We start from the raw sequence: 26,139 nt of genomic DNA on the forward strand, positions 1-26,139 counted from the left end.
TCATGAGTCAACTTACTATTTCAACGCAGGAAAAACGTTTTCCTGTTGCTCCAGATCTATACGGCTTATTTTTTGAAGATATCAGCCATGCTGGTGACGGCGGCTTGTATCCAGAGATGCTTCGTAATCGTTCCTTTGAGGATTCTCTGCTTCCCGATGGCTGTATCACAAACGATAATGGCAAAACATTTACTTCTCCAACAGGATGGATTGATGAGTTCAACAATGGCGAAGGAATGAATGACTGGATCGCATCACAAAAAATTGCACCAACCACAATTCCTGCCTGGTATTCCGAAAATGCAGACATGCAGCTTAATAAAGATAATACACTCAATGATAATCGGCGCGTTTCTCTTCAAGTTGATTTTGAGGAAAATGGCAAAATCTATAACATCGGATATAATGGCATTAATCAAGAAAAAGGAGATACATATAATTTCTATCTGTTTGCAAAATCAGAACAAACACTGCATCTGACGGTATCCATTCAAATAAATAATCAAACATCCTGCAGCAGCGATATCATCATAAACGATGCTAATTGGAAACGCTATGATGCACAATTTCTGGCCACTGAAACAGCAAGAAATGCTACTTTCTCCATTCAATGTCAGGAAAAAGGAACCCTTTACCTTGGCTTTTGTTCTCTTATGCCTGCAGAAACATTTCACGGTCACGGACTTCGCAAGGATCTTGCAGAAAAGCTTGAACAAATGCATCCTTCATTCTTGCGTTTTCCAGGCGGCTGCATCGTAGAAGGCTTTACACTTGAAACAGCTATGTTTTTCTGTAATACTGTCGGTCCCGTTTGGGAACGTCCAAGCCACTGGCTTCTTTGGCACTATCGAACTACAAATGGTCTGGGATTCCATGAGTATCTGCAGTTATGTGAGGATTTAAAGCTTTCTGCTCTTTATGTGTGCAACTGTGGTATGACTTGTCAGGGACGCGGTCCTTATTATTTCAACGAAGCTCAAATGCAGTTTGCTATCAACGATACCTTAAATGCCTTAGAATATGCACTTGGTTCAAGCCAAACACATTGGGGCAGTCTGCGTGCAAAAATGGGTCATCCAGAACCGTTTTCCCTTAAATATCTAGAGATTGGCAATGAAAATAGTGGTCCTGAATATGAGGCTTGCTTTAATCGCATTCGAGAAGCTGTGCTTGAACGCTATCCTCAGATCATTATTGTCTCCAACACAAGAAGCGAAACAATAAAAACAGATATTGTAGATGATCATTATTACAATATGCCTGAATTTTTTGCAGAAAATATTGATATTTATGATAACTATAGCCGCAAGAATCCCAACATTTTTGTCGGTGAATTTGCAGTAAACCAAACTTATGAGGGACAGCTGCGCGCTGCAATCTCAGAAGCTATGTTTATGGTTGGCTTTGAACGAAATCAGGATGTTGTAAAGCTTTGTTCTTATGCTCCGCTATTTTCCCACGTTCATTATCAATCTTGGTATCCAAATCTCATAATGTTTGATAATAGCAGAAGCTATGTTATTCCAAGCTACTATTGTTTCAAACTATTTGGTGCGAATCGCGGTGACATGGTAGTTTCCTCCAAAGAATCCTGCGAAAAAATTTATCTATCTATGCATGGTCTTCCTGTCATCAACGGTGATTGTGGATTAACCTGGAAAAATGCTGTTTTCAATAGTATACCTGTTTTTCCAACAAAAAGCCTGCATGGAAAAGCCATACAGGACAATGATTCATATGTTTTACAGGAAAATGATGCCGATGAATTTACTAATCAGTCAATTCGAAGTCAAATTTTACCTGGCATTGCTCTAGGTAATGATGTAGAAAGCCGCGAAGGCAGCTTTACTGTTCAAATTTTGGCTGAAAAAGGAAAACGAATCGGTGTTGGTATGTTGTGTTCACCAAAGCCATTCAGCTATTATGACCGAACTGATCCGAATCCAAAGGATCCATGGATGCTTTTTAATCTAGAGCCTCTGCGCTGGATTGTTGAAGGCAATACTGCTGCTCTCTATCGCGGCGGCATTTCCCTTACTCAATATTCAGAGCCAAAACAAATTTCACTTCGTTATGGGGAATATAATGAGTTTCACTATGAGCTTACAAAAACTGCAGTCAGTCTATATCTAAATGGTAAACTTATCGATACTGTTGAACTGCCGCATTATCAATCTATGTGTTCTGTCACGACTGATACTGACGATAGTGTAATAATAAAAATTGTCAACTTCTCCGAGACAGATGATCCAGTCTGCATTTCAATAGATTGTGATGTAAAATCAGAGTATGAGGTTTCGCAGCTCACTGGAAAAGCTGATTTTGAAAACTCCCTTGACAATCCAGACCAAGTTCATGATACAACAACAATGTTAACTGGTGCTGGCAGATGTTTTACCTTTACTGCCCCAGGTCTTTCCGTCAATGTATTAAAATTAAAGAAAAAATAAGCAATGCTTATCTCCGATTATTATACTCATAAGTTACTTTCTTATGAGTATAATAAATCGAATAGTCTGCAAATCTAAGTGTTTTTTACTTCCAAGCCACCGGGAAAGTAAATGAGCCACCACACCTGTCACCCTAGTTGACTCAGCACCTGCACGACTTTCTTTATGTTTTCCATATTGACGGAAGAATAATTCATTACATAAGTATTCTCATACGGATTCTCCTGTCCGTTTTGTTCATGCTTTTCTGTGTTCTTTATGTAGTAGCGCGACAGCGGATCTAGCTTTACTCCGCCTGCCTTTGCCTTTTCGACAATCTCTGCCTCTGTGCAGTCCGACTGGATATGCATAAGAAAATGCACTCCTGCTTCTTCCTCTTGTATCGTGATATATTTTCCGATTGAACCGCTTTTTAGCTCTTTTAGGATCGCATCTCGCTTGTTCTGATAATAATTTCTCAGTCTATTTATATGCTTTTCAAAACTTCCATTTTCCATAAATTGTGCCAGTGTGTACTGCTCGAAATTGGATACGGTACATGAATAAAAGGATAGTTCACTATAAAAACGCTTTGCCAAATCCTCAGGCAGCACCATATAGCTGATGCGCACCGTGGATGCAAGTGTTTTTGTAAAGGTGTTCATATAGATAACCTTTCCTGAAACATCAATGCTTTGCAATGTCGGAAATGGCTTTCCGCTTAATCGAAGCTCACTGTCATAATCATCTTCTATTATATAATGCTGCTTTTTTTTCGCAGCCCAGCCGAGTAGCTCATAGCGGCGGCTGACTGGCATTACTATTCCTGTTGGAAAATGATGTGACGGTGATGTATGAATAATATCAATCTTTTTTTCTTCTAACTCATGGATAGAAACACCATTTTCATCAAGATCAACATGGCGATAAGATACATCCATGCTCTTACAAATTTTTCCAATCTTATGATAGCCAGGATTTTCTACACCGTAGATAAGATCCTTTCCAAGAAGCTGAATCAAAAGGCCGTAGAGGTATTCTGTCCCGGCACCAATGATTATCTGATGCGGTGCGACTTTCATACCTCGAAAATCCCCTAAATAGCGGGCGATTGCATTACGAAGAGGCAGGATGCCGCCGCAAGGCGGGTTGATCATCAATTGAATACGGTTATCGTTTAACACACTTCGCACAGTCTTCGTCCAGATAGTAAATGGAAAAATTTCACTGTCGGTCTGATTGCTGGAAAAATCGGCAAAGTAAGGGGAGCAGGCAATACTAGCAGAGTCATCAAACAAATTTGCATCTGCACTTGTTTTCGCGCTTGTATTTGGATTTGCCACCATATCAATATCTGACACATAAAAGCCACGTTTTGGCATCGAATAAATATAACCTTCATCTGAAAGCTGACCGTAGGCATTCTCCACGGTAATCACACTTATACCCAGATTTTTCGCGAAACTGCGTTTTGATGGCAGTTTCTCACCAGCGCACAATTTCCCTTGTAAAATGTCGTTTTTGATGCATTTATATAGTGATTCATAAAGTGAATCTGACCCTGTCGCGGTTAAATTATATGTCAACATCTGATCTTTTTTCTCCAATCTGACCTTACTGAATATATTTATTTTGGGGATTTTCTTATGTCCACTTTGTCAGTATAATGCAAGGCAAAGCAAAAGTAAAGCTTTGGAAAAGGAGAATCTCACTATGGATACAACAAATACTTCCGTTACTGCAACTGAACGTTATAAATTAAATAAGGAGCTAGCCCAGATGCTAAAGGGCGGCGTTATTATGGATGTTACGACACCGGAACAGGCACACATTGCGGAGGCTGCTGGTGCATGTGCTGTTATGGCACTTGAGCGTATTCCGGCTGATATCCGCGCAGCTGGCGGTGTTTCCCGTATGAGCGACCCGAAGATGATTCGCGGCATTCAGGAAGCTGTTTCCATCCCTGTTATGGCTAAATGCCGTATCGGTCATTTTGTTGAGGCGCAGGTACTTGAGGCAATCGACATCGACTACATTGATGAGAGTGAGGTTCTTTCACCGGCTGATGATGTATACCATATAAATAAGAGAAATTTCCGTGTTCCGTTTGTCTGCGGTGCTAAGGATTTGGGCGAGGCACTTCGCCGCATCAACGAGGGCGCTTCTATGATTCGTACCAAGGGTGAACCTGGAACTGGCGATATCGTACAGGCTGTTCGTCATATGAGAAAGATGAACAGCGAAATCCAAAAGCTGACATCTATGCGTGAGGATGAGCTGTTTGAAGCTGCAAAGGTGCTGCAGGTTCCGTATGATCTTGTTTTATATGTTCACAATAATGGCCGTCTCCCTGTTGTAAACTTTGCTGCAGGCGGTGTGGCTACTCCTGCTGATGCAGCACTTATGATGCAACTTGGCGCTGAGGGTGTATTTGTTGGCTCCGGTATCTTTAAGTCTGGCAATCCGGCAAAGCGTGCCGCCGCAATCGTAAAGGCTGTCACCAATTATACGGATGCAAAGATGATTGCTGAGCTTTCCGCTGATTTAGGTGAGGCTATGGTCGGAATCAATGAACAGGAAATCGCACTTTTAATGGCAGAAAGAGGTAAATAATGACAATTGCAGTTCTCGCTCTGCAGGGTGCCTTTGCAGAGCATGAAAAGATGATTCGCTCTCTCGGCGCAGACTGCATAGAACTGCGTCAGGCTAAGGATTTAAAAAAACATTATGACGGATTGATTCTTCCGGGCGGCGAGAGTACCGTTCAGGGAAAGCTCCTTCGTGAGCTTGACATGTTTGACACAATAAAAAAGCAGATCGAGGACGGTCTTCCAGTCCTTGCAACCTGCGCAGGAATGATTCTTTTAGCCTCTGCTATTGATGGACAAATTGATGGGCAACCAGATTCATATTTTGACACACTGCCTGTCCGCGTCAGAAGAAATGCTTACGGAAGACAATTAGCAAGTTTTCATGCAAAAGCAGATGTCGCAGGCATAGGTGCTGTCCCAATGACCTTTATCCGCGCACCATACGTTGTAGAAATGGATAAGGATGCTCTTGCTTCTGGTAATGGTCAAATCCTTGCCGTTGTGAATAACCGTATCGTAGGAGTACGCTACAAGAATCAGTTTGCATTTGCATTTCATCCAGAATTGGATCCAGACACACGCATTCATCAGGCGTTTCTTGACTGCGTGAAAGATTCTATCAAAGTAGCATAAAGTGAAAATTCACTCTTCTCCTTCCTCACCAACAAAATGAGCGATTCCACCAATCTTTTCCCACACAGAATTCGATTGGGTTCTCACAGTTCCATAGTCTAACAGGCTCATCTGGTTATTCAATGTGACAATTTCAGTGATCGCATATCCGCCGTTTCTGCTATCCTCTTTTACAACAAAATCATCATATAGGATGCGAAGCGGCGAATGCTGAATTGCTGCCTCGTAGCCAACCTGAACATTATAATCAGCCAAACGCCAAACAGTGAGTGCCTGATAACAGTATACACGGTCTGCACCATGGTTTAATGCATATTCGGCAATTGTCTTTCGCGGCATCTCCCACACGCGGCTTGGCTCAAATTCATACAACATTCCATCTTTTTCATAGGCGAAAAATGATTGATGGCAAGTCTTTTTTATATCATCGCCCATATCATATCGTCCGGCAATCCAAAATCCACTGGCCGCCTTAAAGCCAACCTTTGGATTTTCCCAAACGGTAAATGTAGCTACGCGTTCCTGCTGTCCCCTTGCAATATCCGGCACCACACGTTTGCCGCGAAGCAGCCACATCTTTGGATTTCCTTCGCTTATTTCCCAGTTTCCTTCTCCTCATCTGTCAAAATAAAAAATGTCGTATGATTCTAGCTCTGTCTTCTCATCTTCTGAAAGTATGGATAAAAGTTGCTCCTTCGCCTCCTCATTTGAAAGCTGTGAAAATTCTTTTTCTGGCAGATTCATCATATATTTGCCATGTACTGGCCAGATGGAAATTGCTATACTGACAAGCGCTGGTAAAAGTGTCATGCCCACGAGTGGAATTAAATAACCCCAAATTTTTTTCCATGAAAATGGCTCAATTCCAGCGTAAGATTCCTCCTGCAAAATACGCTTGATCTTCCATGTTTTGATAATAAACAAAATATCACAAATTTTAAGTGCAATCACTCCAATTATAATAAGAAAGCCCCACGTACCATTTACATTTATATTGACACTTTCCTTTGGAAATCCATGAATCGCGTTAAGAATCAATATCAGAAGGGTCTCTGCGCAAATATAGACCTTAAGCACCCAGGCAATACTGCCATCGTCTTTATTTAATTCTGTTTCTACTGCTGCATCTAAATAATTTGCCATCATCATAAGAACAATTCCGGAAGCAATCATGTTTCCCACTCGCAAGATTGTCTGCAAAATTGCATACGGCTGTGTCTGTGCCAAGACAGTAATCGGCATCAGTAAGCCCAATCCATATGATGCATAAAACGCCTTGCGAAATGACTTGCTGATTGTTCTCATGCGATATAAGGAAAATATCATAATATATGTTCCTATCCAACTGATCGCATCTGGTCGCATATTATTGACATCTGGCAGCCAGATTAAGAAAATTCCAATCCAAAGAACGGTAAGCATCTTATTAAAACCATTGTTGGAATCGTATGGATGCGCAAGCATAAGTTCATGCGCAAGCTCATTTGCATCACCCATGCGACTCACCGCCTCTACATAAGCTGCGCTCTCATTCATTCCCTCGTCCATGAGCTCAAATGCCTCGTCCTCAATGTGATCTTCCATCTCCTCACGAACCATCTTTTTTTCTCTCAAGCCAACAATTTCCTCTGTTACCCTGTCAAGAAAGGCATTCATCTTTTCTATATGTCCATTATCTGTCTGATTAGCACCATTCGTCCCCATATCACTCATAAAATCACCTTCCCTTTCCTCATATACTTTAGATCAGAAATATTCAGCAAAGCGCTATGTCACTTTTTCGCATATTACGCATTTTGCAGCTGCAGCACCCTTCCTACTGCTCCTGCATATTCCTTCCATTCCTCTTTCTGTCTGTCCAGCTCTTTTCTCCCTTTTTTTGTAATCCTATAGAAGCGGCGCTTTCTCGCTGAGCTCGTATCCTCCCAATATGCTTCCAGAAAGCCATCCTGCTCCAGCACATGAAGAATCGGATAAAGTGTTCCTTCCTTCAGGGAAAAAACAGTTTCAGAACGCTGCTCCAATTCTTTAATGATCTGATAGCCATACATTTCCTTCTCCTCAAGCACACCAAGTACTAACATAGATGTGCTTCCCTTTACCAATTCTTTATTAACGCTCATAATACTCCTTTCCTTCTTGAATAAACTTCGCAGCCAATACCTCGTATATCTATGTATAGATTATCATGGTATATGACTGCTGTCAAGTTTTTTTCATTTTACATTTTTGTTACTGAAATCTCAACCTGCTTAAACGGTATTTCAATTCCTTCCTCATCAAATGCCATCTTAATATTTTCTGTGAGGCGCCACTTTGCATTCCAATATTCTGATGATGAAACCCACACATGAAGTCCTAAATTTACGGAGCTTTCGGCAAGCTCTGCCACAAATACATTGACAGGATTTTCCGGATCTCTTGCGGGATCATTTTCTCCCAGACGGATCAACACTTCCTTTGCCTTTTTTAAATCAGACTTATATCCGATTCCCACAGATAACTCAAGACGCCTCTTTCCCGTTGCTGTTACATTGACAATACTGCTGTCAATCAGCGTACCATTTGGAATTACAATAAGACGATTATCTGCTGTAATTAATTCTGTATACACCAGACCGATTTCCTTTACTGTGCCTTCTGTATTTCCCTGCACAATGTAGTCACCAATGACAAACGGCTTCATCAGTAAAATCAGCACGCCTCCTGCAAAGTTAGAAAGACTTCCCTGAAGCGCAAGACCAACTGCAACACCAGCAGATGCTACAAGTGCAGTCAGCGATGTTGCCGTCAGTCCTACCGTCTGCAACAATATGCCCAACATACAAATATAGCCAAGTGCATTGATCACGTTGCAAAAGAAGCGGCGCACAGTCACCTCCATGCCATGACGTTTTAATGCCTGATCACATAAGCTTACTATCTTTTTAATCAGCTTTCTGCCGACAAAAAAGATCACTAATACTAATGCAACGCGAAGCAAATAGTCACATACAACCGGCACATACCTCTCAAACATTTCTTTCCATGAAATCTGGCTTAGCTTTTCCACCTTATCGCCAAGCTCATTTGCCAGAAATTCCATACTTTCAGGCTCCGTTTCCTCAACTGCTGCAGTTGCTAAATCTAAAGTTAAAATTGAACTTAAATCATTGAACCAATTAAAACTTTTCATTGTCTTCTCCTTTCCTGCTGTTAACAAAACTATAACATAGACTCCCCCAAAATGCCAATATCCTTAATTAAACTTATATGTTGCACCTTAAAAGCTTATATGCTAAAGTAGCCTTAATTAAATAGTGCCTGCCGAGATCCCGACAGGTCACAGAAAGGCATGGTTTTTTATGAATACTTGCAGACGCATCAACTCAGAATGGCTCTTTTTTAAGCAGCCCTTATCTGAAACTGCTACAACACTTTCACCTACTCTTCCAGCACAAAATGATTCGCGATTTCATCCTGTCAATCTTCCACATGACTGGCTAATTGCAAACAGTGCTGATCATTATGAAAACAGCGAAGGCTGGTATCAAAAAACAATTTCCAGTGATATTCTCCCCTTTGACGCGTCATCTGATGATGACTGGCTTCTCTACTTCGAGGGTGTCTACATGGACTGTACAATATTTGTAAATGGAATGCAGGCCGGTGAATGGAAATATGGTTACTCCTCATTTGAGGTTCGTTTGACACCATTTTTGAAAACAGGAGAAAATACAATTCTTGTTCATGTACGTTACCAGTCACCTAATAGCCGCTGGTACTCTGGTGCCGGTATATATCGAAGTGTCTGGCTTAAAAAGGTTCCAGCTGTCCACATAGCATCTGACGGTATCGCTGCCGAAACACACCGCCTAGAAAATGGCAATTGGTCGCTTTGCATGCACACTACATTGGAAAAAGAAGGCATTCAACAGTCTGCTAAGGATTTCTTCGCATCTGAAAATGACAATCCAAATGCTTCTCTGTCTCTTTCTTTCTGTGTACAGACATTAGACGGCACTGTGATTCTTTCTGAAATCCCTAAGGACACCCCAGTCACACTAACAAATATACAGCCTTGGGACATAAATGAACCAAATCTTTACAAAATCGTCTGTACGCTGTCTGAAAATAGCACAGCAATTCAGACTGAGACTATCACAACTGGTTTTCGCACAACGCGTTTTGACACAAATGAGGGCTTTTTCTTAAATGATGTCCACATAAAATTAAAAGGTGTCTGCCAGCATCACGACCTTGGTGCACTTGGCTCTGCTGTAAACCGCTCTGCAATTAAACGTCAGCTTACGATCTTAAAGAGTATGGGTGTTAATGCGGTGCGCACCACCCACAACATGCCTGCTGTCGAGCTTTTAGAGTTAGCTGATGAAATGGGTATTCTCATCGTCGATGAAGCATTTGACATGTGGGAAATGAGTAAGACCACTTACGATTACGCACGCTTCTTTAAAGAATGGAGTGCTCGTGATGTCAAAAGCTGGATCTGTCGTGACCGAAATCACCCTTGTGTAATTCTTTGGTCCATCGGAAATGAAATTTATGACACGCACGCCAATGAACACGGCCAGGAAATTACACGCTACTTGAAAGAACAGGTGCTGCTCCACGACCCATATGGTCATGCACTCCCTACAATCGGCTCAAACTTCATGCAGGGCGAAAATGCAAGAAAATGTGCTGACATATTAAAGATTGCAGGCTACAACTATGCTGAGCGACTCTATAATAAACAGCACGCCGATCATCCAGACTGGGTCATCTATGGAAGTGAGACCAGCTCCACAGTACAAAGCCGCGGCATATATCATTTTCCGCTTGCAAAACCATTACTGACTGACGATGATGGTCAATGCTCAAGCCTTGGAAACAGTACTGTAAACTGGGGTGCAAAAAACCAGCAGTTCTGCGCTGTTTCTGATCTTCATATGCCATTTTCCTTAGGACAGTTTCTGTGGTCTGGCTTTGACTATATTGGTGAACCTACACCGTATCAGTCTCGAAATTCCTTCTTTGGACAGATCGACACAGCCGGTTTTCCAAAGGATGCCTACTATTTTTATCAAAGTGTGTGGACAGACGCAAAAACAAATCCTATGATCCACATCCTGCCTTACTGGGACTTTAATCCTGGTCAGATGATTGATGTTCGCGTTTACACAAATGCACCAAAGGCTGCTCTATTTTTTAATGATACTCTTATTGGTGAGAAAAAGCTTGCACACACACAAGAAGATAACATAATCGCTGACTGGTCACTTCCTTATAAAAAAGGTGTGCTTACTGCAATCGCTTACGATGAAGCTGGAAATGAAATTGCCCGTGATACTAAACATTCCTTTGGTGATTCTTCATCTCTTCGCCTTAGTGCAGACCGATTAGAAGTCCCTGCAAATGGTGAAGAACTGATCTTTGTTACGATTGATGCACTTGACGCAGACGGCTATCCTGTTGATAATGCAACTAATAGAGTTCACGTTACAGTGGAAGGCGAAGGACTGCTTGCCGGACTTGATAATGGCGACAGTACAGACTATGAGCCTTACAAGGGTGACTGCCGACGCCTGTTCTCCGGAAAGCTTTTAGCCATTATTGCGCCGACATTAAATGCCGGAACAATCACCGTAACTGCATCATCTGATGGATTGAAGGATGCTGTTTTAACATTAAATACAGTTGCCTGCAAAAATCGCTGCTCTGATGATCTTCACATTATGACGATTACTCGCGATCCACTTGCTGATGCAGTCAGTCATGCCACTGATATTCCTGTTAGAAGCATTACTCTTTCCTGCGAGGACCCTTGTATTTTGACAGCAAGCAAACCATCTGCTGTAATTAGCGCTGTTACTCATCCTGCAAATGCAGCAGCACAGCCGCTTGACTGGAAGGTCACAAACGCTGAGGGTGTTGTCGTGCCATACGCCACACTTGAACAAATTGATGACACTCACATTCGCATTCTAGCCTTTGCTGATGGCAACTTCTTTGTTCGATGCAGCGTAACAAATGGCCGCGGCTGCACTGTTCTTTATTCAATGCTTGAATTTAAAGCAGAGCAAATCGGAACTATGAATCTTGATCCATATAGCTTTACTGTCGGTTCTTTATATACATATGCTGAAGGTGAAGTGGCAAATGGAAATGCTCACGGCACCGCAACTGGTTCTGAAGGAACTACCAGTATCACTTACGGTCCTTTTGATTTTGGCACGTTTGGAACTGATACTGTCACAATTCCAATTTTTGAGACTGAAAGTCAGCCTGTTGATCTGACCTTTATTGAAGGAAAAACAAAATCTAAACCTGGTACAATTCTTTGTACTGGACGCTATGATAAAAAGATGATCTGGGATCAGTATCAGGAAGAAACATTTAGACTTCCAAAGCGCTTAAAAGGTGTAACTACCTTTACAATACAAGTGACAGACCGTAAGCTTCATATAGGCGGATTAACTTTCCATAGATTGGAAAAGGCATGGACCACATTTGCCGCATCTGATATTGACCGTATTTACGGCGATGCCTTCTGCCGCACAGACAATGCTATCACCGGAATTGGAAACAATGTGACAATTGAATACACAGATATGGATTTTGGAAACGAGACCTCTGCCGTAATCGAGATCACTGGACGTTCCCCGATTGCAAAAAATACCATTCATGTGCGCACCTCAAACGGCAAAGAGGAATCATTAAACATTGCTGAATTTACATACAGCGAAGACTATACGACAAAATGCTTCCCAGTTAATGTACTCTCCGGCTCTCAGACAGTTACTCTTTTATTCCTGCCTGGAAGCAACTTTGATTTAAAAAGCATTCATTTTGTAAAGAAAAATAATTAACTGATAACGCCAACAGGCAGAGGAAAATCTATTAAGATCTTCTCTGCCTGTTTTTTTAATTATTCTGCATTATCCAGTAAAAAGCGCATTCTTTCAGTCTCTGTACTTCCACCTGCTGCGCCATCTTTTGTAAAATTCATTTCATAGCGGTCTGCATCGCAGTATGGCTTCCACTCTGGAAGCTTATTTTCATTATAATCATTTCCGTTTGGATTGCCAGTTTTAATAAAGTTGACAAAATAACTGCTGATCTGACGCGCCAGATCATAGTGATGGCCGTCAAATGGACGCCAACATTTGGCAAGTGTCTCAAAGAAAAACCATAAATCACACGAGTGGAATGTGCCTGCATTGTCCCATCCTGGAATATCAGCATCAAAACGATAATAATAGCTGTTTTGATTACAGCCTGTAGCTTTTCTTGATAAAAATGCTCGCTTTACGCTGTACTCAATTCCACTGACAGGCGAAAAGCCCTCTGGTGTCTGCTTTTTATTTTCTTCAAATGACAAAAACTGATCTGCCTTATCTTTAAAAAGTTCCTCTGCCTTTTTTAAAAGCTGTTCGCCGTCCTTAGCTTCAATATGATTTAAGAACTCATCTGATGTGTTTCCTGCCATAAGAGGCACTAAAAGGCCTCTTCCTTCAAGCATTTTTTTGTACGGGTCTTCCTTGCAGAATACACCGTCAATCACAGTATACATACGCGGATGATCCTTAGCAAAATCAGAATACTTATCACGAATCTCAAATGCATCAAGTGCTCTTGCTTCCTCTAAGGTTTTTACGCCAAGAAATTCAAAAAAGTCTTTTCCGATCTGCTCTGCCGTAGCTAAAGGTGTCGGTGTGCCAAAACGTGTCTTTTCATAAGGACTTCCAATCATACCGCTCATCACAAGCGCACCGGAAATTTTTCCTTCATTTTCTTCACATGCGAGCTGCGACATTACACTTGCACCGCCTGCCGACTGTCCGGCAATTGTAATCTTATTTGGATCACCTCCGAAATTAGCAATATTTCTGACAACCCACTCAAGACCTGCCTTCTGATCAAGGCTTCCGAAATTGGACGGTGCTTCTGGCTGCTCTTTTGTCAACTGAGGATGTGACAAAAAGCCAAATACATTCACACGATAATTGACGGTAACAACAACAACTCCCTGTCTTGCAAGGCGCTCTCCGTCAAACTCCATCTCCCTTGTATAGCCCCATTGATAGCCGCCTCCAAAATACCAAACAAGAACTGGACGTCTATCATCCACGCTTTTTGCTCCTGTCCAGATATTTAGATACAGACAATCCTCATCCATAGGCACATCCTGGTCAACATGCCACTCTCTATTGTATAGAGAATCACCTATGCCTGGCGTATCCTGCACAGAAATCGGTGCAAAGCGTGCACAATCCTTTATTCCTTCCCAATTCTCACACGGCAAAGGTGCGCGCCAGCGATTCTTCCCTGTAGGCGGTGCAGCAAACGGAACACCGCGAAAAGCTGTGATACGCGGATCGGCTGCCTCAATACCGCGCACCAGACCATTTTCTGTTTTTGTTTGTCGAATCATTGATCTTCTCCTCTCTAAAACGCTGTTTTGATTATAACGCTCTTTCACAGAAATTACTAGTGCTCCAGATAAAAGCCCTTCAGTGAACCCTTTCCTTCTCCCTTAAATGTAAAATAAAGTGCCTGCTCACCATCTGGCATGTCAACTGGTGTACTATAATGTTTCCATACATTCGTGTACTCTACAGGAATCTGTGCCAACACTTTGCCATCCCATGCAGTTTTTACTTCAAAGCTTCCCTTTATATAACCACGAACATCAATCGAAATTTGATGAATGTTCTTCATATCAAAATATTTAAAGCCAACTGTTGTACTATCCACAATTGCACCAAGATATGCAGGATCCTCATCACCATCTCTTCCATCCTGCATGATTTTAGGAAAACGTTCGTCTACATAAATAGAAGGCTCATTTGTAAATAAATTGCATGCCAAATATGCCGGATAATAGCCCTCTCCAACTAGTGGTCCGCCATTTAATCCACATGAAGTAATCTCTGCCTGGAAAATACTGCCGTCTTCACCAAATGTCAGGCGCTCTGCACATCCCTGTCTGCTGTACCACGTACCGTTTGTATGTCTGTGATAGAAAATATACCAGTCATCTCCAATCTGAACCATACTTCCATGATTGTTAGCACCATATGCAGTTGGCATATCTGCCGGCTTATATGTATCAATATGAAGATCACAGTTACTTACAATTACACCGCCATATTTAAAGCCGCCCGTAGGCTCCTTGCTCGTCGCATAGCAAAGCTCATGCATAACCTCAGACGAATAAATAAAGTAATATGTGTCGCCTCTCTTTCTAATAGACGGAGCCTCAAAAAATGCGTGACCCTCATATGGCGTATCCTTGCTGTACTCACTTCCCGGCACAATAATTTTCGGTGCTGTCTTCACAGTCAGCATATCTTTATCAAGGATTGTCACCATCGCGCCGCTTCTCGACTTATCCCCAATTCCGCAAAAACCTGTGTACAGATAAGTCTGATCTTTCTCTGTGATTACACCTGGATCAAACTGTGGCTCATCTGTTTCTTTTTCGCCAAGACGCGTGCCATCTGGATAATGAACATATCCTAAAAATTCATATTTTCCTGCTGGTGTATCACAAACTGCAACTGATACAACCGGAAGCTTATCAAGCACGTAGAATAAATAATATCTTCCATCTGGTCCAACTGTGACATCAGGAGCGTACAGACACATCGTTCCATCCGAATTTTCCGGATCCTGTGTCTTTTTATAAATCACACCCTCATATCGCCAGTTTCCCAGATCATCTACTGGAGCAGACCAGCACACGTAATCACCCATACAAAATACATATCCATTATAAAAATCGTGCGATCCGTAAACATACACACGTCCATTAAATACATATGGTTCTCCATCTGGAATATATTCCCATGACGGAAGATATGGATTAAATGCCTGTTTTTTCATAAATGTAATACCAACCTTTCTTAATTTTATTCCTTTCACAAAATGTTACTTGGCCATAGCTTTTTTACACGGTCACTTTGAGACTTTGCCATAAGCAGAAACAACTTTTACACGAAAGCGATCCACTTCCCTGCCCTTGCTATCTCTAAGAATCTGTTCGCTCTGATTCCACATATAGGTCTCTAGCGTATACGCACCATTCTCATACGCATATCCATCACCGTCATCTGTATATAGCTCATAGATGCAGTCTTTTTTTGCATACACAGTAAATGTGAGATTATCTGGCATTACTATCTCTGCCGTACTATTCACCGGCTGCTGCATTGGCAAAATGCTTCCTTCTTTTACAAACAATGGTATACGCTCAATCGGTGCCTCTGCCTCGATCCACTGACCACCCTCATAATACGTATTTGTCCAAAAATCATACCATCCGCAGCCTTCTGGCAAATATACATCACGAACTTTACTCGGATTTTCCTGCTTTTCTGCTCCTGTCGCACTCTTCTTATAATACATGGTTTCTGTCACAGGACATACCATCAGGCTCTCTCCAAATAAATATTGATCTGTAATCTCAAGTGCCTTAGCATCTTTTGGAAAATCAAAGGCCAACATACGAATCATAGATGCATCATACAGCCATACCTTTCCTGCTGTCGAATATATATAAGGAAGAAGTTCATACCGAAGCTTATTTGCTCGAAGCATAGACTGATAAAATACACCATCCGCTCCCTTAAAATTCCACAGTTCACGTCGACAATCCGTACCATGTCCTCTAAATATAGGAAGAAAACAGCACCATTGATACCATCGCGTATATAGTTCAAGATATGCTGGATCCTCCACGGTATCATCATACTCACCATCCCAATACCAGTAATCTCCTCTTTTTACAAAGAACGCACCGATATCTGCTGTCCAGTATGGAAATCCACTAGCACAAAAATTCAGTCCCGCTGGAATCTGGCGGCGAAGAGTCTCCCAACTGGCTGCGGTATCTCCTGACCACATAACAGCACCATATTTTTGTTGACCTGTCCATGCACTTCTCGTAAGATTAAAGACACGCTTATCGCTGCCTTTTATCTCACTTCTTTGTCCCTCATAGATAGCTCTTGCATGATACAGTGCAAAGTCATTCGTATGCTCCTCTCCAAGATAATCTCCTGCCGTCCTCTTATATTCTTCATACTGTAAAGCTGGCTCCACGCGTTCTGTATGGCTCCATTCAGGTGTAAATGGCTCACTTGAATCACACCACCACGCATCTACACCATACTGATATAATCCTTGTTTTGCCTGTTCCCAATAGCATTTTCTTGCCTGCTCATTCCTTGCATCATAAATATCTGAAAATGGAAGCAACAAATTCTTTTCTTTCATTTCTTTGTGATTTTCACACTTTGGATCCATATTCGGCCAAATTGAAATCATAAAGTGAACATCCTCATCATGAAGTGTCTGAATCATGTTTGATGGATCTGGAAAACGGCTGTGATCAAAGCTTTTTTGTCCCCACATTCCGTCCTCCCAAGAACACCAGTCCAACACAATACCATCCAAACTAATACCACGTTTTCGGTATTCTTTGGCCACCTGGCAAATTTCCTTCTGAGACTCATAGCGCTCCTGTGACTGCAGATAGCCAAATGCCCACCGCGGAAGCATTGATGCCTTTCCCGTAAGCCTTCTGTACTCACGTACAACACCATCCATTCCTTCACCATTGATAAAATAGAAATCAAGCTGGGGTACTGCTTCAGTATACAAATACGAACCGTACTCTGTATCGCTAAAAATCATTGTACTCGATGTATTCATTAAAATGCCATATCCAAGACTTGACACCAAAAGCGGAATCGCAATCTTTCGATTTGCCTGATGAAGATACACCTGATGACCGCGAAGATTAAGCACGCCCTCCTCATGCTGGCCAAGTCCGTACAGCGCCTCCCCCTGTTGCCACTCAAAATGCATCCTAGTATGATATAATTGCTTATCGGGCACACGAACTGCATCCTTTACAAACTGTTTCACGCCGTCTGCTGTCTGAATATGCGTAATCTTTCCTGCCTGCTCCATACGGTAAGACTGGAACGCCTCCATAGTTCTACTATCCCTATCTCGCTCCTTCAGCAAACGTGTGCCATCTGGTCTATAATAAGAAATGGAAGCGGTTTTCTTATTTATCTTTATCGTAAGCTTTGCAAGCCTAATAGAAATGTATTGGTCATCTTCTGCAAATGACCATTGTGCAAAGGCTTCCTTCGGCAAAATCGGTTCTTTTGTATCCTTACAATCCGCTTTCGTACAGATAATTCGCACTGCACAATCGGACATCGGTATAAATCGAATTGTACCTGCCTGTGACAGCAAGAGCAATGTATTTTTCTGTCTGATTCCTTGTATAATCTGTTCACTTACTCTTGGTTTTGCAATCAGCATTTCATTCCCTCACACGCACCGTCACTACTGAGCATGCCGGTACCACAAACTTCACACCGCGCTGTGTCAGCTGCACATCAAGCGGCTTCTCATATAAAACCGGTTCTTTCCCAAACTCGTTATAATCATTTAATCCGCCGTGAAGAATAAAGCCCTCTGCCTTTTTAGGTGTCTCCTCCATCAAAACAGCTTCGATATTCTCCTCACCATCAAGTGATGTATTGACAAGTGTTATAGTAATTACGCCATCTTTATCCTGTGATACTGACTGCTGAATGTTATCCATCTGATACTTATCATTTCCTACCTTCTTTGTCTCAGACAGGCAACTCTCAAGAAGCTCGGCTCCCTGATGGAAACGATACATATGGAACACATGGTAGGTCGGTGTAAGAATCATTTCTGGTCCATCTGTTAAAATAACTGACTGAAGCACGTTTACAATCTGTGCGATACATCCCATCTTCACACGATCACAATGGCGATTGAAAATATTAAATGTAGCTCCTGCTACAAGTGCATCTCTCATTGTGCTTTGTTGGAACAAAAATCCCGGATTTGTTCCCGGCTCTACATCATGCCAGCAGCCCCATTCATCCACCATCATACCGATTTTTTTATCTGGGTCATACTGATCCATAATTGCACCATGTCTGTAAATCAACTCATCCATGCCGAGCGCACGATTCATTGTGTACCAGTAATCATCTTCTGAAAAGTCTGTCGCACTTCCCTTATGTGGTCCCTTTTCTGCGCCGCAATAATAATGAACAGACAGACCATCCATCATGCCATGTACTTCTTTTGGTGCCGGCTCTGCAAAACATTCGCGAAGCACCACCTCTGTCCACTTATAATCATCAGCATTCGCACCGCCACAGATACGAAAGATCGGTGCATTGCTGTCATATGTTCTCACATATGTCTGATAACGGCGATAAAGATCAGCATAGTAAGCAGGTGTCATATTTCCGCCGCATCCCCAGTTTTCATTTCCAACACCAAAATAGTCCACTCTCCACGGCTTTTCTCTGCCATTTTTCTTTCTGAGATCTGCCATCGGTGACACACCATCTAATGTCATATATTCAACCCACTCGCTCATCTCACGCACACTGCCGCTTCCAACATTTCCGTTGACATATGTTTTGCAGCCAAGCTGATCGCACAGTTCAAAATATTCATGTGTTCCAAAGCTATTATCCTCAGTCACACCGCCCCAGTTGGTATTGATCATTTGCTTTCTGCTTTCCTTAGGACCAACACCATCCATCCAATGATACTCATCAGCAAAACAGCCGCCCGGCCAGCGAAGTACAGGAACCTTAATTTTCTTTAAAGCCTCAACCACATCTGTTCTCATACCATTTTTATTTGGGATTGGCGAATCCTCTCCCACATAAATTCCCTCATAAATACAGCGGCCTAAATGCTCACTGAAATGCCCGTAAATCTCCGGCTCAATATGACCTTTTCTATTTTTTTCGTTAATATAAAGCTTCATAATATTTTTTTCTCCTTTTCTTATAGAAAAGGCGGAGAATAGCAGTTTTGCCTTTCCCCGCCAGATCATCCATGCTGTGTCTGTCTTTTCCTTTTTTCTTTTTCCCCTTTGACCTCAGATCACTTTATATATGCAGCCCAGAACAACTCATTTTCATTTACTCTGCTACTGCTGCCTCTCTTGCATCTACTACTGCCTGATACTTATCTGTATCAAACTCAACAAGCTGGTCCCATCCAAGACCTTCAAGTGTAACACACATTTCATCCCACATCTGATCAAATTCAGCATCATCTGATGCAAAGATTGCCTGCCAGGATGTTGCCTTGACCTGATCGCCACACTGACTTCTGATCAGCGCGATATCGGTTGTATCAATTGGAAGTACAAGGTTTACATTCGGAACAATATTAAGCATTCCATTTTCCTCCAGATATGAAACTTCAGTTTCAGAACCAAACTTCTCACTCCACTCTTTGTTTGTTGCTGTGTTATTTTTTTCAAGGAAGGATGCCCAGTAATCACTTCCAAATGTCTCTCCTGTTTCTGGATTCATCTCAATACTTGCAACAAGCCACTGATTTATCTGGTTATTTCCATCAGTCCAGGAACCGCCGCCAAGTTCTTCTGGTACCTGAGGATCATCTGCAAATCTTGTCATACCAGCATCTGTCAGTGTATATGTACCATCATCATTTACAGTATAAATAAAGCCTTCCTGACCAATATGCTGCATAGTCAGACCTTCTGGTGAGCAAAGCCAATCCATAAATTCAAGGATACGCGCCTTATCTTCATCTGACACGTTAGAACCAACTGCCCATGCACGGCCATCGCCATAGTAGGTATCTGATGCCTGATAAATATTCAGATCTTCTAGCGGAATACCACGATAATTCTGACGAGCCTCACCCTTAGCTGGTGAATTCCAGAAACCATACTGCCAGTTGTACCAGAACAGATGAACTCTTCCCTGACGCATCTTGTCACATGCTGCATTCCAGTCCTGTGTAGCGGAATCTGGGTCAACCAGTCCCATCTGATTTGCCTTATATAAGAACTTTAACATCTTATAGTAAGCGCCGTCTTTATCAGTTAATGGTGTGATGGAATTATCTGTTCCCAGTAAAATAGAACCATTTACTTCCTGACCATACCACTTTGTAAGCTGATTTACATTCTCAATACTTGTGCCATCCCAATCTGGCCATAAGCTCAGTGCATATGTCTTATCTCCAGCCTCATTTGTCGGATAAGCATCCTGAATCTTCTTTAAGGTATCTAACAGATCGTCAAGATTTTTCATCTCTGGTGCGCCAACTTCTACATAATGATCCCACTCAAGTCTTGGCATTACAGCTACAGTATCTTCCTTGTACTCAGTCGGTCCATTGGAGTTCATCTCTGCCGGAATTGCATAAACGCCTTCCGTTCCGATTACTTCATTTATCGAATCATTAAACAGACTAATCTGCTCATCATATTTCATGAGATTCTCATAATTTGGAAGATCCTCGCTGATATCTGCGATCAGACCTACATCAACACAATCCTGCATATCTGCATTATCCAGAATAATAATATCACCCAGATCACCAGATGCACATCGTGTCTGGTAAAGAGATGCTGCATCACCAGATACCTGCGGCGCAACGATGTTTAACTCGATGTTGAAACGATCCTTGATTTCCTTTGCGTACCATCCAGTCTGCATACCCTGATAGTTTGCTGCCACATCGTAAACTTCGATTGTCAGGGGTTCATCATGATTCACTTCTGGTGCTGCCCACGCATTCATTGGAAGTGCGCCTGCTGCCATCATCGCTGCCATTGCCATGCTTGCTACATTTTTCTTTTTCATAGTAAAATCCTCCTTTTTGATTTTCTTTGATTTTCTTTGATTTTTACTTTAATTTACTTTAATTTTTCCTTTTGACCCTTTAGCCCTTAACTGCTCCTACCATAATACCCTTTACAAAATATCGCTGGAAAATCGGGTATACAAACATGATTGGTGCAACAACCAAAATCGTAACAGTCATACGCACACTCGTCGCTGTCTGTGCTGTTGCGGAAGCAGCTGCCATAGCGCCTGAGCTTGCAGAACTGTTTGCCAGTGCCTTTAAGGAACTTGCCTGATTCAAATACTGATACAAAATAAACTGCAGCGGATACAGCTTCGTATCTGTCATTAAAAGAAGTGTATCCTGAAATGCATTCCACTGATTAACTGCTGAGAAAATAGCAACTGTTGCCATAATCGGCTTAATAACAGGAATCATAATCTTCAAAAATACTTTTATAGTTCCTGCACCATCAATCTCTGCTGCCTCCTGAAGTTCCTTTGGAACAGACTCCACAAACGTCTTTGTCAGGATAATGTTAAATGGAGAAACAATTGCCGGCAAAATATAACCAAGGAAGTTATTTGTAAGATGCATATTTTTCATTGTCAAAAACCATGGGATAATTCCTGCATTAAAGTACATTGTTGCAACTAAAAGTCTGTACCAGAACTTTTTGTGCCACATATCTTCCTGAGTAAACATATAACCTAAGAATGCTGATGCACCTACAGTACAAAATGTTCCGATTACTGTTCTTCCAAGAGAAATTTTTGCTGCCTGAAATAAACCGTCAATCTTTAGTGCGCTCACATAATTCTGAAAATGAATTCCTCTCGGCCAGAAAAGAATCACGCCTCTGGCGCTTAAATCATTTGCACTGATTGTATTGATAAAGATGTAGTAAAACGGATATACACAGACTAGCGCGCACAGGCTGAATATGATGTAACAGATAACACCGACCATACGGTCGCCGAAGCTTTCCTTCATCTTTGTCTTATGTTGATGAACTTGTTCCTTTTTCATCTAAGCTGCCCTCCGATCCAAGTTAGATAAAGCTCTCGCCGCGTACCTTCTTCGAGAAGGTATTTGCACCTACAAGAAGAATTACACTGACTACACTCTTTAACATACTAATTGCAACAGATACGGAATAGCTTCCGCTTCCCATTGCGGTATTATATACGTAAAGATCAAGTACCTGAATGTACTGTTTGTTAAATGCGTTCTGAAATACGTAATACTGCTCCATTCCGTTGTTTAAGAAGTTTGCAATGTTAATCATCAGCAAAACAAAATAAGTCGGAATCAAACTTGGAATTGTAATATGATGAATCAGCTGCATACGGTTTGCACCGTCAACCTTTGCTGCCTGAAACAGCTCATCATCAATACCAGAAATTGCTGCTATGTACATAATTGCCGCCCAACCAAGATTCTTCCAAGTCAGCCACAGCCACTGAGTAAACCAAACATGCTTTGTGGACTGTAAAAACAAAATTGGCTCTGTTGTAAATCCAAGCTTCATTAACAGTGTATTTGCCATACCTGTACTGTTAAACAAGCTGAATGCAACTGAATATACAAGAACCCAGCTGACGAAGTTTGGAAGCGTTGTAACAGTCTGGACAAACTTACGAAACTTCACGCATCGAATCTCATTTAAAAATACAGCAAACAGCATTGGAAGCCATGATGTACCAAGTGTTAACGCACTCATCGCAAATGTATTTTTTAATACCTGAACAATCTGCTTGATCTTAACATCGTTCTCAACCAGTGACTTAAACCATTTTAAGCCAACAAACTGCGCCTCAGAAAATGGCTTTGGCGGACGATAATCATAAAATGCGTAAATCCATCCGTATAACGGATAGTAACTAAATATAATTACCAATGCAATGAAAGGTGCTACATACAAAAACAACCGTATGGACTTCCACTTTTTTTTCGTCATCTTTTTTTTTTCCAACTGCTCCACTACCTTTCTTTTTTATTTGGTGTAACGTTTTTCTTTTGTTAATCTCATTATGTCACTTTGCAGGCATTTTGTCAATACCTAATTTGATTTTATTTTTATATTTGTCTATTTTGCATACTTATTTTTATATTCTTTATGTATTCAGCCTGTTTTTTTGTGTTGCTTTACCATTCTACTGTTTGTTTAGCGTTACTCTTTTACATTTTGCAAAATACTAACTATTCCGATCCCAATTTACAAAATCATGCAAAAAAAAGAAGCAGCCTTACCGACTGCTCCTCTAATTTGTTTACCGTTTTTATTCTTACTCATTTCGCTTTGGAACTGACTCGCGTATTTTTATCTCACATGGAATTTTAATGTGCTTTACCGTATCACTATCAGCTCCATTATCATCACTGTCCTGCTTTTCTATCTTTTCAAACAACAGTCTTGCCGATTCTGTTCCAACCTCAAGAAGAGGAAGGCGGCTGCTTGTCATCTTGGGAATGTACCAATTTGCAACCTTCTTATTATCAAATCCAGTAACAGCAATATCCTTTCCCACTTCAAGTCCCATATCATGAATACAGTTATACACACCGCCTGCCATCCAGTCTGACATACAAAAAATCGCATCTACCCCAGCATTCACTAACTTAGCTGTCATCGTATATGCCTTTTCAGGCTCCCAATTTGCATCAAGAACCCATGACGGATTATACGGAATACCTGCTTCAAACAGTGCTCGCTGACAGCCAAGCAAACGGCGTTTTGCATGAATATTGTCAGCACGTCCGCTTATCACTCCAAGCTTTCTGTATCCTTGTGCTAAAATGTAGCTCACCATCTGATAGCCGCCTTCCTCATCGTCGATCTCAACAGAAGTCATACTTTCATCTGAGCAGCAATAAGCTAATACAAGCGGCATGTCTGTTTTTTCTTCAAACAGATGTATCTCTCGCTCATGACCTGCTATATATATCAGTCCATCTGCCTTAATGCTTACAAGCTCCTTCATAGCTGGATCTAATACACTATGGATTAACGTTTCATCATTGTACCATTTATCTTGCCATCTTGAATACAGCCTAAGATTCTGCAGAAGGACACGATACTTTTTTTCCTCACAATATTTCATAATGCCTTCGACAATCTCCGGCGTCGTAAACTGCGCAAGATCCTCAGTGATAACACCAATTGTCTTAGTGCGCTGTCTACGCAGCCCCTGCGCGAAGTAATTTGGATGATACCCAAGTTCCTCGATCGCTTCCATTACTTTTTTACGTGTCTCATCCCTGACCTTTTTGGGACTATTATTTACAATATTTGACACCGTTGTAACTGAAACACCGCAGTGCTGCGCAATTTCCTTTAAAGTAACCATTACGATTTCCTCCCGCTTTTGTTTTCCCTGTTGTTTCTTTATGTTAACACAGGAGCGAAATTTTATCAATCACCTTTTTTTACCTGCACACCTACTTCAAGAATCTTATCAAAACGTGTTAAGAATGTAATTGTCGTTACAGTTGCTGCCAAAATATCGCTGATTGGCTCTGCTAAAAAGACAGCAAATACCTTGTCTGCCAAGAAGCACGGCAAAATAAATATAAGCGGAATCAACAGCACAATTTTTCTTAAGCATGCCAAAAGCAGACTTACCTTCGCCTGGCCAAGTGCCATAAAGCTTTGCTGACAACTCACTTGAAAACCAATCGAGAATATACCCGCCATATAAATGTGAAGTGCCCATGAAGTGTAATCTACTAGGTTCGTATCTGATGTAAATAAACCTGCAAACAGCTGTGGTACAATCATCATGACTAGCCATCCGGCAATGGTAAATGCAGCGCACACAAAAAACTGAGTAAAGAAGGCCTTCTTTACGCGATCCTTATTTCCGGCTCCGAAGTTATAGCTTATGATTGGCTGACCACCCTGACAGATACCCTGAAGAGGCATAGTGATAAGCTGATTCACACTTGTGATAATGGTCATCGCACCAACTGCCACATCACCGCCATAACGGGCAAGACTTGATGTAAAACTGATCGACAAAAGGCTCTCTGTGGAAATCATTACAAAGCTTGAAATACCAAGTGCAAGACACGGTCCAAACACCTTCGGGTTTAGTTTCATGTTAGACAGCTTTAATTTCAGGATTGTCTTCTCTCCTGTCAAAAAACGAAGCACCCAGATGGCACCAACTGCCTGGCTTAAAACAGTTGCTATTGCTGCACCACGCACACCCATATCAAACACAAAAATAAAAATCGGGTCAAGTATAACGTTAATGACTGCACCAATCAAAGTAGTCATCATGCTGATTTTAGAAAAGCCCTGTGTTGTGATAAAAAGATTCATTCCAAGAACAATCAACACAAAAATACTTCCAAAAATATAAATTCGCGCGTACTCAACTGCATACGGCAGCGTCGCATCACTAGCTCCAAATAAAATAAGAAGCTTTGGTGCAAAAATAGAAAATAAAATGGTAAGTCCAATTGCAAAAATTAAAATCAATGAAAAGCAGTTTGCCATGATCTTCTCTGCCGTTTCATTGTCCTTCTTTCCCATGAATATTGCTGCTCTTGGTGCTCCGCCTGAACCAGACAGCATAGCAAACGCGTTTATCAACATTAAAATTGGTGCAAACAAGCCAACACCAGTAAGCGCTGCCGCACCTATTCCCGGAATATGTCCGATATAAATTCTGTCTACAATGTTGTAAAGCAAATTGACAATCTGTGCGACAACAACCGGAATCGCAAGCTGTGCAAGAAGTTTTGGTATGCTTCCCTTTCCCAAATCCCGCGTTCTTGCCTGTGGTTTTGTTTTCTCTTCCATAATTTTT

Annotated in this window: 18 protein-coding genes; 4 read left to right on the top strand and 14 right to left on the bottom strand. The window is 41.5% G+C overall.

The window, feature by feature from the left end:
• The first annotated feature begins 2 nt into the window (after positions 1-2).
• Positions 3-2,450, top strand: coding sequence for an alpha-L-arabinofuranosidase C-terminal domain-containing protein (locus WJP93_RS04750; protein WP_227101719.1), 2,448 nt, complete (start codon positions 3-5; stop codon positions 2,448-2,450).
• Between the two features lie 128 nt (positions 2,451-2,578).
• On the opposite strand, the gene WJP93_RS04755 is transcribed toward WJP93_RS04750, so the two are convergent.
• Positions 2,579-4,018, bottom strand: a complete 1,440-nt coding sequence (locus tag WJP93_RS04755; protein WP_337547189.1) for a PLP-dependent aminotransferase family protein — start codon at positions 4,016-4,018, stop codon at positions 2,579-2,581.
• Between the two features lie 124 nt (positions 4,019-4,142).
• Here WJP93_RS04755 and pdxS point away from each other — a divergent pair, with 124 nt between their 5' ends.
• Together pdxS and pdxT are read left to right on the top strand one after the other, a co-directional pair.
• Complete coding sequence (gene pdxS / locus WJP93_RS04760) at positions 4,143-5,042, top strand: pyridoxal 5'-phosphate synthase lyase subunit PdxS (RefSeq protein ID WP_337547162.1); 900 nt, start codon at positions 4,143-4,145, stop codon at positions 5,040-5,042.
• Positions 5,042-5,653 carry a pyridoxal 5'-phosphate synthase glutaminase subunit PdxT gene (gene pdxT / locus WJP93_RS04765; RefSeq protein ID WP_337547163.1) on the top strand — a complete coding sequence of 204 codons (612 nt, stop codon included), beginning with the start codon at positions 5,042-5,044 and terminating at the stop codon, positions 5,651-5,653. The genes pdxS and pdxT overlap by 1 nt, the downstream gene beginning before the upstream one ends.
• A gap of 9 nt (positions 5,654-5,662) precedes the next feature.
• Here the strand turns inward: pdxT and WJP93_RS04770 are convergent, their stop codons facing one another.
• The 4 genes from WJP93_RS04770 to WJP93_RS04785 form a co-directional block, all read right to left on the bottom strand.
• A complete protein-coding gene (locus WJP93_RS04770) occupies positions 5,663-6,229 on the bottom strand; it encodes a hypothetical protein (protein WP_337547164.1) in 567 nt (188 codons plus the stop codon).
• A 39-nt stretch (positions 6,230-6,268) separates the two neighbouring features.
• Positions 6,269-7,366: a permease prefix domain 1-containing protein gene (locus WJP93_RS04775; protein WP_337547165.1), complete on the bottom strand. Its 1,098-nt coding sequence runs from the start codon at positions 7,364-7,366 to the stop codon at positions 6,269-6,271.
• A gap of 74 nt (positions 7,367-7,440) precedes the next feature.
• On the bottom strand, positions 7,441-7,776 hold the full coding sequence (locus WJP93_RS04780) for a PadR family transcriptional regulator (protein WP_337547166.1): 336 nt from the start codon (positions 7,774-7,776) through the stop codon (positions 7,441-7,443).
• A gap of 98 nt (positions 7,777-7,874) precedes the next feature.
• Positions 7,875-8,828, bottom strand: coding sequence for a mechanosensitive ion channel family protein (locus tag WJP93_RS04785; protein ID WP_337547167.1), 954 nt, complete (start codon positions 8,826-8,828; stop codon positions 7,875-7,877).
• Between the two features lie 169 nt (positions 8,829-8,997).
• On the opposite strand from WJP93_RS04785, the gene WJP93_RS04790 reads away from it, so the two are divergent.
• Positions 8,998-12,501, top strand: coding sequence for a glycoside hydrolase family 2 TIM barrel-domain containing protein (locus WJP93_RS04790; RefSeq protein ID WP_337547168.1), 3,504 nt, complete (start codon positions 8,998-9,000; stop codon positions 12,499-12,501).
• Positions 12,502-12,560: 59 nt separating this feature from the next.
• Here the strand turns inward: WJP93_RS04790 and WJP93_RS04795 are convergent, their stop codons facing one another.
• The 9 genes from WJP93_RS04795 to WJP93_RS04835 form a co-directional block, all read right to left on the bottom strand.
• A complete protein-coding gene (locus WJP93_RS04795; protein ID WP_337547169.1) occupies positions 12,561-14,066 on the bottom strand; it encodes a carboxylesterase family protein in 1,506 nt (501 codons plus the stop codon).
• 56 nt (positions 14,067-14,122) lie between these two features.
• On the bottom strand, positions 14,123-15,520 hold the full coding sequence (locus WJP93_RS04800) for a family 43 glycosylhydrolase (RefSeq protein WP_337547170.1): 1,398 nt from the start codon (positions 15,518-15,520) through the stop codon (positions 14,123-14,125).
• A gap of 72 nt (positions 15,521-15,592) precedes the next feature.
• Positions 15,593-17,974, bottom strand: a complete 2,382-nt coding sequence (locus tag WJP93_RS04805) for a TIM-barrel domain-containing protein (RefSeq protein WP_337547171.1) — start codon at positions 17,972-17,974, stop codon at positions 15,593-15,595.
• 1 nt (position 17,975) lies between these two features.
• Positions 17,976-19,478 (bottom strand): alpha-L-arabinofuranosidase C-terminal domain-containing protein, encoded by a 1,503-nt coding sequence (locus WJP93_RS04810; RefSeq protein WP_337547172.1) that lies wholly within the window; start codon positions 19,476-19,478, stop codon positions 17,976-17,978.
• 157 nt (positions 19,479-19,635) lie between these two features.
• Complete coding sequence (locus WJP93_RS04815; protein ID WP_066563800.1) at positions 19,636-21,339, bottom strand: extracellular solute-binding protein; 1,704 nt, start codon at positions 21,337-21,339, stop codon at positions 19,636-19,638.
• A 79-nt stretch (positions 21,340-21,418) separates the two neighbouring features.
• Positions 21,419-22,351 (bottom strand): carbohydrate ABC transporter permease, encoded by a 933-nt coding sequence (locus WJP93_RS04820; protein WP_066563798.1) that lies wholly within the window; start codon positions 22,349-22,351, stop codon positions 21,419-21,421.
• A 22-nt stretch (positions 22,352-22,373) separates the two neighbouring features.
• Positions 22,374-23,297, bottom strand: coding sequence for an ABC transporter permease subunit (locus WJP93_RS04825; RefSeq protein ID WP_337547173.1), 924 nt, complete (start codon positions 23,295-23,297; stop codon positions 22,374-22,376).
• Between the two features lie 313 nt (positions 23,298-23,610).
• Entirely contained in the window at positions 23,611-24,672 is a 1,062-nt protein-coding gene (locus WJP93_RS04830) for a LacI family DNA-binding transcriptional regulator (RefSeq protein WP_337547174.1), read from the bottom strand.
• 65 nt (positions 24,673-24,737) lie between these two features.
• Positions 24,738-26,132 carry an MATE family efflux transporter gene (locus WJP93_RS04835; protein ID WP_262536291.1) on the bottom strand — a complete coding sequence of 465 codons (1,395 nt, stop codon included), beginning with the start codon at positions 26,130-26,132 and terminating at the stop codon, positions 24,738-24,740.
• Positions 26,133-26,139 lie beyond the last annotated feature (7 nt).

The organism is Anthropogastromicrobium sp. (assembly GCF_037349415.1).
Classification (GTDB): domain Bacteria; phylum Bacillota; class Clostridia; order Lachnospirales; family Lachnospiraceae; genus Anthropogastromicrobium; species Anthropogastromicrobium aceti.